The organism is Sphingobium cloacae (genome assembly GCF_002355855.1).
GTDB classification, from domain to species: Bacteria; Pseudomonadota; Alphaproteobacteria; order Sphingomonadales; family Sphingomonadaceae; genus Sphingobium; species Sphingobium cloacae.
In genome coordinates this window covers 361875-375493 of sequence record NZ_AP017656.1, presented here as the reverse complement: position 1 = coordinate 375493, position 13619 = coordinate 361875, and the positions used below count along the sequence as shown (strand labels likewise).

The following is a 13619-nucleotide window of genomic DNA, read 5'->3' as shown; positions in this document are numbered from 1 at the left end:
CTCAGTCCGCTTCTGTGGGTTTGATGCGCCATGATAGCCACGTTGGCGGTTTCGAGCAAGAAAATGGCCACCAGACTTACAAGTTGACCGATGATCTCCGAGCCCCTTGCGCATGTGCGCGCTTTCTGGCCAATCGGCGGCGGCTGCGACCGATGATCTCCGTGCCTTTGCGTGTTGCTGCAAAGTCTGGCGCTGGGATTGTGGCGACAAACGGCTACCTGTGGATAACCACCGATGATCTCGGTACTTTGCGATGATCTCGGTGCGTATCAGCGATGATCTCGGTGCGAGTCGACCGATGATCTCAGAGCCCATACCTATTACTAGAATCACCCTATAAAAAACCGATTCGCGAATCGTTTTGATTTTTCGATTTTGGGTGAAGGAGGGCAGGGGGAGGGCGCAGAACGGCACCGACATCATCGGTGTTTCTGCAACTCTCGCGGCCTTTTCCCCTCCCAAACTGCCAACGGGGTTGATTTCACGCCTCAAACCTGTTGAGACATGCCCATCACAGCCCCCGGTAGATTCGGGGGGAAGGGCAGACCATGAATGGGGATCAGCATAGGCCGCTGGGGCATCAGTACGCACTAGCCATGCTCAACGGCGGCGAGGAGAGCGTCCGCAAGCTCGCCACCACCGCCGGCACCCAGCTCACCTTGGACGCATTCCTGCGCGTCCAGGACGAAGAACCGGTTCCTGCCTTCCTCCACTCCGCGCTTTGTGCGATGTCGCTGCCAACCAAGCGGCCCAAGGACGACACTCAGCCCATCGTCCGTGAGGACGGCAAATATGCGCTGGCCATCAATCCCAGGCCAGTGCTTCAGAATGTCGACGGCAAGTCCGTCATGCGAAGCCTTGGTGTGCCTTATGGCGCCTATCCACGCGTTGCCCTGATCTACCTCCTCTCTCAGGCGGTCATGAAGCAATCGCGGGACGTTTATCTTGGCCGCAATTTCACCGAGTGGATGCGCCGCCTTGGCTACCAGACCGTGTCTTATGGACCACGCGGGACGGCGAACCTGATGCGAGAGCAGGTGGATCGGCTGCTGGCGTGCGAGTGGCAGATCCGCTGGGACGGCACCGACACGGAAGACAACGCCTTCGCTGTCCGGGACGTCAAGATTTCCAACGAATATGCCGGTTCGCTCGACAAGAACGGCTCATTCGCGCGCGAAATCCGTATGTCCGAGGCGTTCTACTCGCACCTCATCGACCATGCCGTGCCACTCAATGAGATCGCCATCCGCGAGCTCAAGGGTACGCCAACGGCGCTCGATCTCTACACTTACCTTGCCTACCGGCTCCCGCGGATTGGATCCGACAAGGGCCAGGTTATCTCATGGGACCAGCTCGCCAAGCACCTTGGCAACGAGGCCGACAGCAAGCGCTTCCGACAGACCGTCCGCGAAACCATGCAGATCGTGTCGGCGGTCTATCCCAACGCAAATGTCGATCTCTCCGGGCGGAAGGTCATTCTTCATCCGTCACCGGCACCGCTGGAGCGCAAGCTCGTGGGGCCGCACCTTCGACTCGTCGGGGGCGAGGCTCCGAAAACGGCACCGAGATCATCGGTCAAACCGGCCCATGCAGCGAAGTCCGCGCCCGCGAAGGACGATGCGCCGACTCTTCCGTTCCCCGCCGGGTCTCTCTCATACGGCACGCGTGAGGCCGTCTTCCGCCAGATCGCGCTGACCAAGGGCCATCCGTGGTCAGTGGATGACATGGCGGCTGCATTCCGCAAGGGATGCCCCGATTTTAGCCGGCCGCGCACCGATTCAGAGTGGCTGCGGATCTGGGAGAAGTTCGTCGTCGCCTATGCTGAACGCCGCGCGAATCGAAGCGACGACTAACCGATGATCTCCGAGCCGTTCGCGTTGAGGCGAGCGCAGGCTGAATCTGTCTCCAAGTCTCAGACCGACCGAAAAGAGGAAAGGAGGGGCCGAGCGTGTAAGCAGGAGGTAGAATTATGCCGCTTACAGCCAGACGGCCATCGCAGGAGATAGTCGACATTGTCGGGGCCCTGGGCGGCACGTGGAGCGGCAATGTCGCGATGTGCCGCTGTCCCGCACACAGCGATCGCGATCCAAGCTTGTCGATTCGGCAAGGGGATCGCTGCATTCTCGTCACCTGTTTCGCAGGATGCTCGCGCGAAGACGTCCTGCGTGAACTGCGCCTTGTTCGCCCGGGTCGCCATTATCCGCCACCCGCCTTGGCGGACTCGCCGCGGCCGATGAACGTCGAAAGAATCTGGAATGAGGCGGTCGACGTTCCGGGCACCCTTGCCGAGCGCTACCTCCAGTGCCGGAACCTCCTCCCACCACCACGCGATCTTCGCTTCCATCCGCGTTGCCCTTACCTGCCCAAGCCGAAGACGATCTTCGAACCCGCTCTCCTGGTAGCGGTGCGCGAGGGAAACCGTCTGGTCGCAATTCAACGCATATTCCTGAACCCCGACACCGCCCATTACACGCGCAAGGTCATGCTTGGCGCCCCGGGGCACGGCGCTTGGCGGGGCGGGGCAGGGGGCAACACCCTTGCCATCGCCGAGGGCTTTGAGACGGCCGACGCTTTCGCGCGCCTGAGCAACCTCCCGTGCTGGGCTTCACTCGGCGCACGTCGGCTCAACCAGCTCGTCATTCCGCCCACGGTCACAACGCTCCTGGTCGCCGAGGACAACGATTCCGAAGGGCGCAGGGCAGCCGAAAGTGCCCAAGCGCATTACGCCCGGTCGGGCCTCATCATCGAACGCGCGCCCCCGCCGCCAATCTACAAGGATTGGGCAAAGGCGCTCGATGCCCGAGCGCAGCAGAGCCGCGTCTAGGCGCGAAGCGCCGGAGGAGAGGGGAGGGGGATCGAAAGGGTGTCGCTGCCGAGGGTGCAGCCCACTCTGGAGACCACACCCATGTCCGATCTCTTCGAAGCGGCCGCCCAGGCTGAGCGCGAGGCCGTGCGCCTCCTTCTACCCCGTCTGCGCTCCGACGAGGCCATTCAGCGTCGTCACCTCAACGACGCGATGACCAAGGCCTTCGGCGGTTCTGATGCCGACGGTCGCTGGACACAACGCGCCAGCTTTGAACTCCTCGAGCATGCCCTTGCCATCCATCTTCAGTCGAGCGCCCAAAAAATTGCGGCGTTCGGCGACGTCCGCGCGCTGATCGACTTGTCCGATCGCCTGCCCACTCAGACGGTTCGCAGCGAGGATCAGATCGAATGGCAGCAATTCTCGACACCTGTCGACATCGCTGCGGTTATGACGCTTCTCGCCAACGTCCAGCCCGACGACATCGTGCTCGAGCCGAGCGCGGGTAACGGCCTATTGGTCGCGCAGCTCCGTCACGTCGAATCGCTCCATCTGAACGAGCTCGATCCGCTCCGCCGTGGCCGATTGAAGGCGGCTTTCCCCTCAGCATCGATCACCGGGCACGATGGTGCGACCATCAATTCCACCCTCGCAAGCGTCGATCGACCAACCCTCATCCTGATGAACCCGCCCTTTTCGAGGTCGGTCGGCCGCGGCGCCGACGACTATGCCGCAGTCCGTCATCTGCAAGCGGCGCTGCGCCGTCTTCAACCGGGCGGCCGGCTCGTTGCCATCATGCCCGATTGGTTTGGCCCGAGCGCACGCATGCGTGAGCAATATGAGACGATCCTGCGCGACGTGAGCGTCCTGGCGGCCGTCCGTCTCGAGAAGTGCTACCTGAAGCATGGGACTTCGATCGCCGTGCGGTTGTTTGTCATCGACAAGGTCCCCGGCCGGTCGCCCCCCGCGCTCATCCAGCGTTCGTCCGTTGCCGAGCTGCTCGATATCCTGATCATCCCCGAACGATCGTCGGCGAAGCCCGATCGCGGAGCGTCGGCGCCGAAGCGCTCAGGTGGAGTTTCGCTCTTCCGGGCCGTCAAAAGCAGCCGTCCGGCGCCCCGCGCCTACCATGCCCCGGCACGCAACCACGTGCTCCCCGTCGAATATGCGAAACTTGAGACGCCGGCGCCGCTGCTCGAGCAGAGCGGCGTCTATCTTCCATATCGACCGAGCCGTATCAGCTTCGCGAGCGCTGGCGAGCATCCAACGCCGCTCGTCGAATCTGTCGCCATGGGCTCGATCCCGGCGCCGGTCCCAGAGTATGTGCCGGCGCTGCCCGAGCGCACCGTCGCCGAGCGGCTGCTCTCCGCCTCCCAACTCGAGACGGTCGTCTACGCGGGGCATGCCTGGACCCAGTGGATCCCAGGCACTTTCAGACCCGACAAGGAGGGTGTCGGCCTCGTGCTGGCCGAAGACGGCCATTCCTATCGTAAGGGCTTCTTCCTGGGCGACGGCACGGGGGCGGGGAAGGGTCGTCAAATCGCGGCCTGCATCCTCGACAACTGGCTCCAGGGCCGCCGCCGCAACATCTGGGTCTCGAAGAATGCGCCGCTCCTCGAAGACGCGCGACGCGACTGGACGGCCCTTGGCGGCCTTAACGGCGACATTCAGCCCATCTCCAACTGGAAGATCGATGAGCCGATCAGCCTCGACCAGGGCGTGCTGTTCGTCAGCTATCCGACGCTGCGTTCGATGCGTGGTGACTACGGTCGCCTGAAGCAGCTGGTTGACTGGGCCGGGGCCGATTTTGACGGTGTCATCGCCTTCGACGAGGCCCACGAGATGGGCGGCGTTGCGGGTGGGGAGGGCGCTCTCGGCACCAAGGATGGATCCCAGCAGGGAATCTGCGGCGTGCTCCTCCAGAACCAATTGCCCGCGGCCCGCGTCCTCTATGCTTCAGCCACCGGCGCCTCTGTCGTCAACAACCTCGCTTATGCGGTCCGACTGGGGCTCTGGGGCCCAGGGACCGCCTTCCCCGACCGGGAGCAGTTCATCAGCAGCATCAGCAAAGGCGGGATCGCCGCGATGGAGCTGGTCGCGCGCGATCTCAAGGCCACCGGCCTCTACATGGCCCGCGCACTGAGCTTCGCAGGTGTCGAATATGACATTCTGCGCCATGAGCTGACCGCCGCGCAGATCGAGATCTACGACACCTATGCGGACGCGTGGTCGATCATTCACCAGAACTTGGAGAAGGCGCTCGAACTGACCGGCATCGTCGATGCGCTTGAGAACGCGACTTTGAACAGCGGCGCCAAGGCATCCGCGCGCTCGCGGTTCGAGTCCACGAAGCAGCGCTTTTTCGGACAGGTTCTGCTCTCCATGAAGCTCCCCACCGTCATCGCCGCGGTCCACGAGCATCTCGCCGCGGGGCAGTCAGTCGTGATGCAGCTCGTCACGACGGCCGAGTCCATTCTTGACCGGAGACTAGGCGCGCTCAGCCCCGACGACCGCGCGGACCTCGAGATCGACCTCTCGCCCCGGGAATATATGATCGACTATCTGGAGCGCGCTTTCCCGACCCGTCAGATGCGGATCTTCACCGACGAGACCGGCGCGCAGCGCTCGGTTCCGATGGAAGACGAGGCGGGCAACCCCGTCTACAATCCCGAGGCCGAAGCGGCGCGGGCCCAGCTCATCGAGAATCTCTGCGCCCTTCCGCCGATCATGTCGGCGCTGGAGGGCATCCTCGAGCATTTCGGTCACGATAATGTTGCGGAGGTGACCGGGCGCACGAAGCGCCTCGTCTCGACCGGCGATGGACGGCAGAAGCTCGAAAGTCGCTCGACCAGGACCAGTCAGGCCGAGGCCGCCGCGTTCATGCAGGGTCGCAAGCGGATCCTCGTCTTCTCCGATGCGGGCGGCACTGGGCGCTCCTATCACGCCTCTCGAGACGTCCCCAATCAGCAGCAGCGCGTTCATCTCCTGCTCGAACCCGGCTGGCGGGCCGATCGCGCGATTCAGGGCCTTGGCCGGACCCATCGCACCCATCAGGCGAGCACACCCCTGTTCAGGCCGGTGACGACCGACTGCAAGGGCGAGCTCCGTTTCACGAGCACGATCGCCCGCCGGCTCGACAGCCTGGGCGCGCTCACCCGCGGTCAACGCCAGACGGGTGGTCAGAACCTGTTCGATCCCGCCGACAATCTCGAAAGTGAATATGCCTGCGCGGCCCTGGTGAGCTGGTTTCATCTGCTCGTCGGAGGGAAGCTGACCAGCGTCTCCCATGCCGAGTTCGAGAAGCGCACCGGTCTCGAGCTCTGCGACAAGGACGGCGTCATGAAGGACGACCTCCCGCCGATCCAGCGGTGGCTCAACCGCATCCTGGCGCTGCCGATCGCGCTGCAGAACAAGATCTTCGACGAGTTCCTCGCACTCGTCGAGACGCGCGTATCGGCCGCGCGCGAGGCCGGACGGCTCGATGTCGGCGTTGAAACCATCCTGGTCGATACGGCGACCCTCATAGACGACACCGTGCTGCGCACCGACCCGGTCAGTGGCGCGACCTCTCATCTGCTCACGATCGAGATCGCTCGGCGGCGGACGCCGGTCTCCCTTGAGCGGGTCCTGCGCATCGCCGACAATGACGGCACCGCCGATTATCTGATGAACGCCAAGTCCGGGATGGTTGCGCTGCAGACCCGCGCCCGCGCCCTCATGGAGGAGAAGGAGGGCACACCGATCCCGCGGTTCGAACTCATCCGTCCCACGCGGCGCGAATATATGCGCGAGCAAGAGCTGTTCGAAAGCGCCTGGAGCCCCATCGATCGCCAGCTCTTCTCCGAGAAGTGGCTGGAAGAAGCACAGGAGGCGGCCAACAAAGTCGATACGGAAACGATCCGCCTTGCGACGGGCCTCCTTCTCCCGATCTGGTCCGCGCTTCCCAACGACCACCTCGTCGTCAATCGCATCGCGGACAAGGAGGGCAACAGTTGGCTCGGCCGCCTGGTGTTTGACGATCACGTCGTGCAGCTCTTCACGAAGCTCGGCCTGGACCGGACCGACAATCTCCCGCCCACCGACCTCGTGAAATCCGCGCTGACCGGCCGGAGCGTCGATCTGGCACGGCCGTTCCCGATGTGCATCAAGCGCTCCCTCGTGAACGGATCACCCCGGATCGAGCTGGTGGGTGCGCCGCCGGCGCAGCTCGCCTGGCTCAAGTCGATCGGATGCTTCACCGAGGTGATCCAGTACCGGACCAGGGTCTTCGTGCCGGTACCGACGGCAGCCGAGATCGTCGGGCGGATCGTCTCGGGCTCGCCCTGACCGGTCTTCCGGCGATGAGGACGGTCCGATCGGCACGCGCGCACGGCGTACTTCTAAGCGACCTCAGGCACGCCTGAGAGAGAGGGAGGGGGAGCTGGGGTGGTGTTCGGAAATACCCGAACGCCAGAAGGAGTTACCCCTGTGATCCAGACCATCAAGCTCAACAAGCTGCGCCTGTCTCCGATCAACGTGCGCACCGCCCCGGACGAGCAGCTCCAGATCGAACCCATGGCCGCGAGCATCGAGGCCAAGGGCGTGCTGCAGAACCTTCTCGTCACGCCCGCCAAGAAGCCGCGCGGCACCTTCGAAGTGTTCGACGGCGGCCGTCGCTGGCGTGCGTTGCGCCTCCTCGCCGAGCGTGGCACCATCTCCGAGACCGATTTCGATGTTCCGGTCATGGTGCTGACCGGCGACGATGCCGAGCTGTCCGAGACGTCGACCGCGACCAACTTCCACCAGCTCAAGATGACGCCGGCCGAGGAATGCCGCGCGTTCCAGCACTTCATCGGCACCACGGGCGATATCGACGCGGTCGCCAAACGCTTTGGCGTGACCCGCCGCTTCGTCGAGGGGCGGCTGCGCCTGGCCTCGCTTGCGGAGCCGATCTTCGAGGCGCTCAGCAAGGGTGCGATCACGCTCGACATCGCCAAGGCCTATGCGTCGACCGAGAACCAGGAGAAGCAGCTTCTGGTTTGGAACAGCTATCAGTCGAGCCACGTCACGGCCGACACCATCCGCCGCGTGATCGCCAACGAGACGCTGAAGGCGAGCGACCCGATCGCGGTGCTGGTCGGCGAGGCGCGGTATCGCGACGCCGGCGGCAAGATCGATGGGGATCTTTTCACCGACGGCAATGACCGCTGGGTCGATCCCGAAATCGCTCACCGCCTCGCCGGCGAGATCATGGAAGCCGAGGCCGCACGCATCGGCCAAGAGACCGGTCTTGCCTGGATCCGCCCGATCGCGAGCAACTACGCGCACAACGCGGCGCACGGACTCTATCGCGCGATCCTGCAGCAGCCTCCGCTCACCGACGAACAAGCCGCGCGCCTCGCGGAGATCGAGGAGCGCCGGTCCGTCATCGAGGCCGAGATGCAGGACGAGGAGCTCGACGACGAGGCGTTTAAGCTGCTCGACCAGGAGGACGATCGTCTGATCGCCGAGGCCGAGGCCATCGAGAACCGCGCGCCGGTCCTGCCGGAGGAAATGAAGGCTCATGTCGGCGCCTTCCTTCTCCTCACCCCGCAGGGCGAGATGCGGCTCGACAGCCAATATTACAGCGAGCAGGAGCTCGTCATCGACGAGCCCGGCGACGAGGACCACGACGACGGCGAGGACGGAGAGTCGACGCGCGGTGGCGCCCGCATCGGCGGCAATGCCTCGTCCGAGCCGAAGTACCGGCCCGAGGCCGTGGCGCCCGGCGGCAAGCCGCTCAGCGCCCGGCTCTACGACGAACTGGCGGTCCAGCGGCGCGACATTCTGGCGTCCTGCATCCTGGCGCAGCCGGCGCTCGCGCTCGACTATGCGCTGTTCGTCATGGTCGACGCCCGGACCAACTCGGCGTCCCGCTACCTCAGCTCCGTGAAGTACGGCACGACCATCCGGGCCAGCGCGCCGCAGGATCCCGCCTCTGGCGACATTCCGGGCTCGCGCGCGCGCGATTATCTGGCCGAGGCGAAGGACGGTCTCGACGCCGCCTGGACGGAGCACGAGTGCGAGGTTGCGCGGTTCGAGGCCTTTCGCGCGCTCGACGACGACACCAAGGCCAACTGGCTCGCCTACATCGTCGCGATGTCGCTCGAGGCGAAGCCGGGTTGGTCGAACGAGCAGATCAAGCTTCACAATCGGCTTGCATCGATCCTCGAGATCGACGTCGCGAGCTGGTGGCGGCCGACCTCGGAGAACTTCTTCGACCGCGTGAACAAGGGCAGCATCCTCACGCTGCTCACCGAAATCGGCGGGCCGGCGCTGACCGTCCGTCATACCTCGCTCAAGAAGACCGAAATATCGGAAAGCTGCCAGAAGCTCTTTGCGGGCGAGGCGATCGTCGAGCCGGAGGTCAAGGAGGCGGCACTCGCCTGGGTGCCTAACGCGATGCGCTTCCTCGACGCCGCCACCGAAGCGCCGGCTGACCCGACCGAGGCCGATGACGGCGAAGGCGAGGCCAATGAGGTCGAGCCTTCGGACGGGGAGGGCGAACCCAGCGCCGATCACGAGACGCTCGAACCCGCGGACGCCTGAAGCGCGCTCCATCTCCTGAGCGACAGACCGCCGGTGCTCCTTCGCGCCGGCGGTCTTCCCTTGCCCAAACCACGGGACCAACGGTCATGCGCAGCAAACAGAAGCCGAGCCGCGACGCCGCGGCCGAGATCACCGACCTCATCATCCGCAAGCTCGAAGAGGGCGTCGCACCCTGGAGCCGCCCCTGGCGGGTCACCGGCGCCGGCGGGCGACCGCTTCGGCATTGCGGCACGCCCTATACGGGGATCAATGTCCTCTACCTTTGGGCAATTGCCGATGTGCGCGGCTATCGGTCGCGCTACTGGATGACATACCGCCAGGCCGAGGCGCTGGGTGCCAACGTCCGCCGGGGCGAGCAAGGCTCGCTCTCGGTCTATTATTCGAGCTTCAAGAAAACGGAGTCCGACCCCGTCACCGGCGCGGAGACCGAGCGCAGCATCCGCTTCCTACGCCACTACATCGTCTTCAACGCCGACCAGATCGATGGCCTGCCGGCCTATTTCTATCCGGCTGACGAAGATCCTACGCCGGTCGATCCTTCGGCGCGCCAATCCGCGATCGACGCCTTCTTCGAGCCGATTCCTGCCGAGGTGCGGCACGGCGGCGACCGCGCCTATTTTCACCCCACGTTCGATTATATCCAGATGCCGCATCAGCGCTCGTTCAAGTCGATGGACCACTATGCCTCGACCCGAGCCCATGAAACCGTTCATTGGTCCGGAGGCACGGCGCGGCTCGCCCGGACATTCGGCAAGCGGTTCGGTGACCAAGCTTATAGTTTCGAGGAACTCGTGGCCGAGATCGGGAGTGGCCTCGTCTGCGCGCACCTCGGCCTGCCCAATGAACTCCACGACAATCATGCAAGCTATGTGGGCCATTGGCTCGGCATCCTGCGCGCCGACAAGACCGCGATCATTCACGCGGCATCCAAGGCCGAGCAGGCCTTCAATTATCTGTGCGGGTTTGCGGACGACCAGATCAGTCCGGCCGAGTCCGCGCCCCTCGAGGCCGTCGAGCCGCTGGCCGAAGCCGCCTGACCCCACTTCCTCTTCGCCAAGGAGACCAGCCATGGGATGGCTGACCATGCCGTTCGCCTCGATGGGCGGACATCCGACTGCCAAGGCCTATCTCGACGCGCAATTCACCTACACGCGCGATGTCGAGGGCGGGACGAAGGGACTGAGGATCCTCGCCTCGTCCTGCCCCAAGAACCGCACCTATTACGCCGCTGCCCAAGTCCTGACGAATGGCATCGGGGGCGAGATCTTCGCGATCGTCTGCAAGGTCCTCTGGAGCCCCAACAGCAAGACCGGCGAAAATTTCGGCTACAAAGACAGTGCGCCGTTGCGGCGCTGAAATGGAGTATCAGTGATGATGAGGTAAGTTGAGAATGCCTCTGCTCGCCGGACTAACCTCGGGCCTCACAAGGTCTGAAATCCCGAAAGGGACGGGGAACAATAGCATGTTCGGAAAAGGCCAGATGCGTCTTAGTCGCAAATGGAGGCGATGACGGTCAGGGCAAGGTGCGTATGGTGAAGGCTACACTGCTTAAATCCCAGTCTGCAGCAATCTATATAGCGATACTGGCGAAAGCGACTGTCACGCCAGGTCCGGATGATGACAGCGGTCTCATGTCTTGGCCGCCTGTTTCTCAGCCCATCCGGTGCGCCTCTCGTCGAGGGGTTTAGTGGACGAACGGGACACCTAACCGCGCCGCATCTCCATTCAGCGTAACTACGGGATGCCCTAAACAGGCGGCTTCTGCCGGCCTGCATGGGTACGGAGCCGCCATATTACTCAAATGCCCGGGGTAATGCCCGGGACATCGACCTCTTCGGAGGCGGCGGTGCAACTGTATAAGGTCTCGAGCGATCGGGCCGAAAGCGGGGAAGACCGGGGGAAGGGCGGCAGCTGTGATTCTTCAACCACCGATCATGGGGTGTGCTGATGCTGCCAGAAACTGTGAAAGGCCGGTTGGAGGCCATTCCGGCGCTCGTTGCGTCGGGCAAAAGGGTGAATGGACTCTATCGTCTGATGGGGTCTCGCCTCCTTTGGGAGGAGGGGCTCCAGAAGATCGGATCCAACAAGGGTGCGATGACGCCGGGTATTGACGGCGAGACCTTCGCGGACTTCGGACCGGAAGACCTCGACCCGATTATCGCCAGCGTGACGGCAGGGACCTATGATCCCAAACCAGTGCGTCGGGTGTTTATCCCGAAAGGCAAGGGCAAACGGCGTCCGCTGGGCATTCCCACGCGCGACGACCGCCTCGTTCAGGAAGTGGCGCGGCAACTGCTCGAACGGATCTATGAACCGGTGTTCTCGAACGCCTCCCATGGATTCCGGCCGGGCCGGTCGTGTCATACGGCGCTTGAACACGTCAAAGCCGTATGGACGGGGGTGAAATGGCTCGTAGATGTGGATGTCGCGGGGTTCTTCGAGAACATCGACCACGACATCCTCCTGCGGCTGTTGCGGAAAAGGATCGATGACGAGAAATTCATCGGCTTGATCGGCAGCATGCTTAAGGCGGGTGTTATGGAAGACCGGGTTCACACCCGGACCTACAGCGGCACTCCGCAGGGCGGTATCGTCTCTCCAATCTTGGCCAACATCTACCTCCATGAACTCGATATGTTCATGGCGGAACGGATCGCGGCTTTCGAGAGGGGGAAGGTCCGTGCCACGAACCCGGAATATGGGCGACTGGCTGGGCGCATCCAGAAACAACGGAAGCGCGTCACCATGCTGCGGGCCAAAGACAATGTCGACGAGGTGAAGGTTGCGGCCTCCTTGGCCAAAATCCAAACCTTACTGCCGCAAAAGCGGTCCATCCCGTCGAGAGACGCGATGGACCCCGGTTATCGCCGACTTCGTTACTGTCGCTACGCGGACGACTTCATGATTGGGGTTATCGGTAGCAAGGAGGATGCACGAAGCGTGTTCGCCGAAGTCAGGGCATTCCTGACCGAGGCGCTGGCGCTCACGGTGTCCGAGGAGAAAAGCGGTATCCGCAAGGCGAGCGATGGAGCCGCCTTCCTTGGATATGAGGTCCGCACATATACGACACGCCAACGGGTTGTCCGGAGCCGACAAGGTTCCGTCAGCTTCCTTCGTAGGCCGCCGTCGGAAGTGATGCAGCTGCATGTCCCTTGGGAGAAGGTCCACGCGTTCGCTTCTGCAAAAGGTTATGGTGATCTGTCGGTGTTGAAGCCGCGTCATCGTAGCCTGCTGCTCAGCTGCAGCGACGTTGAGATCGTCCTAGCTTACAACGCCGAATTGCGGGGTTTTGCGAACTACTATGCTCTCGCCAAGGATGTGAGCTTCAAGCTGAACAGGCTTGAGTTTCTCCAGCGGTGGAGCTTGTTCAAGACCTTGGCCAGCAAGCACAAAACCAATGTGCGAGCGGTCGTGGCCCGCATGAGGACGGGGCAGGAATTCACCATCGGCTACGACGTCGATGGCCAGCCCCGATCGGTCAAAGTCTGGAAACTGGCTCATCTGAAACGTGATCCGGCCACCTCGTCCAGGATTGATATCCAGCCTTGGACGCAGGTGTTCACCCACTCACGTACGGACTGGGTTGATCGTCAGAATGCCAAGCAATGCGAGGCTTGCGGTCGATCCGATGTTCCGTGTCAGGTGCACCATATCCGGGGGATGGCCGATGTTTCGCACCGCGGTTTTGTCGTGAGAATGAAGGTGGCACGCGCCCGCAGGACGGTGGTCCTGTGCGAGCAATGCCACTGGGATACTCACAGAGGCCGCCTGCCCGATCTACGGCAAAGTGATGGTTCGTCACAGTGGAGAGCCGCATGCGGTGAAAGCTGCACGTGCGGTTCGGCGGGGGGATCAGGGCTGACTCCATGAGCAGCACCAATCCTACCCGACTGACCGAAGCAATGGGACCATGCGAGGACCACTGCCCGCGGCACATACTCGATCTTCTCACCCCCACCGACCGGGAGCATGCCATCGACTGGCGACGGCGCTGCGCCGAGAATCTGAAGCGGCGGGCCCGCAAGCTCGAGGATGGCGATCGGATCAGGCTGGAGACGCCGCTCACCTTCAACGATGGTCACGTCGGCCAGGAGTTTGTTGTCGAGAAGCGCGGCCGCAAGCTGTGCTTCCGGAATCCTGAGACCGGGTGTCGTTACCGAATCAGCCGCTTCATGGATCGGCAGTGGCAAATTGTGCCGACCACCAAGGTCCACAAGACGATCTTTGCCTGAGCCGGTGAGCCGGTATC

General features: G+C 63.2%; 7 protein-coding genes and 1 pseudogene. All 8 read left to right on the top strand.

The genetic code is table 11. From position 1 onward, the window contains the following. Positions 1 to 548: 548 nt before the first annotated feature. The 8 genes and pseudogenes from SCLO_RS20470 (at position 549) to SCLO_RS20435 (ending at position 13602) form a co-directional block, all read left to right on the top strand. On the top strand, positions 549 to 1853 hold the full coding sequence (locus tag SCLO_RS20470; RefSeq protein WP_037456189.1) for a replication protein RepA: 1305 nt from the start codon (positions 549 to 551) through the stop codon (positions 1851 to 1853). Between the two features lie 116 nt (positions 1854 to 1969). Continuing rightward, on the top strand, positions 1970 to 2824 hold the full coding sequence (locus tag SCLO_RS20465; RefSeq protein WP_066521740.1) for a DUF7146 domain-containing protein: 855 nt from the start codon (positions 1970 to 1972) through the stop codon (positions 2822 to 2824). A gap of 81 nt (positions 2825 to 2905) precedes the next feature. Beyond that, positions 2906 to 7129 (top strand): strawberry notch-like NTP hydrolase domain-containing protein, encoded by a 4224-nt coding sequence (locus SCLO_RS20460; protein ID WP_066521743.1) that lies wholly within the window; start codon positions 2906 to 2908, stop codon positions 7127 to 7129. Positions 7130 to 7270: 141 nt separating this feature from the next. Further along, positions 7271 to 9370: a ParB/RepB/Spo0J family partition protein gene (locus tag SCLO_RS20455; protein ID WP_066521745.1), complete on the top strand. Its 2100-nt coding sequence runs from the start codon at positions 7271 to 7273 to the stop codon at positions 9368 to 9370. Between the two features lie 86 nt (positions 9371 to 9456). Continuing rightward, the gene (locus tag SCLO_RS20450) at positions 9457 to 10407 is read left to right on the top strand and encodes an ArdC family protein (RefSeq protein ID WP_066521747.1); all 951 of its coding nucleotides are present in this window, start codon (positions 9457 to 9459) and stop codon (positions 10405 to 10407) included. Between the two features lie 31 nt (positions 10408 to 10438). Next, a pseudogene (locus tag SCLO_RS20445) lies at positions 10439 to 10705 on the top strand (DUF6927 domain-containing protein); the annotation flags it as partial. 612 nt (positions 10706 to 11317) lie between these two features. Beyond that, positions 11318 to 13240 carry a reverse transcriptase domain-containing protein gene (locus SCLO_RS20440; RefSeq protein WP_024018999.1) on the top strand — a complete coding sequence of 641 codons (1923 nt, stop codon included), beginning with the start codon at positions 11318 to 11320 and terminating at the stop codon, positions 13238 to 13240. Further along, positions 13237 to 13602, top strand: a complete 366-nt coding sequence (locus tag SCLO_RS20435) for a DUF6927 domain-containing protein (protein ID WP_407695341.1) — start codon at positions 13237 to 13239, stop codon at positions 13600 to 13602. Before SCLO_RS20440 ends, SCLO_RS20435 begins: the two co-directional genes overlap by 4 nt. The last annotated feature ends 17 nt before the right edge of the window (positions 13603 to 13619 follow it).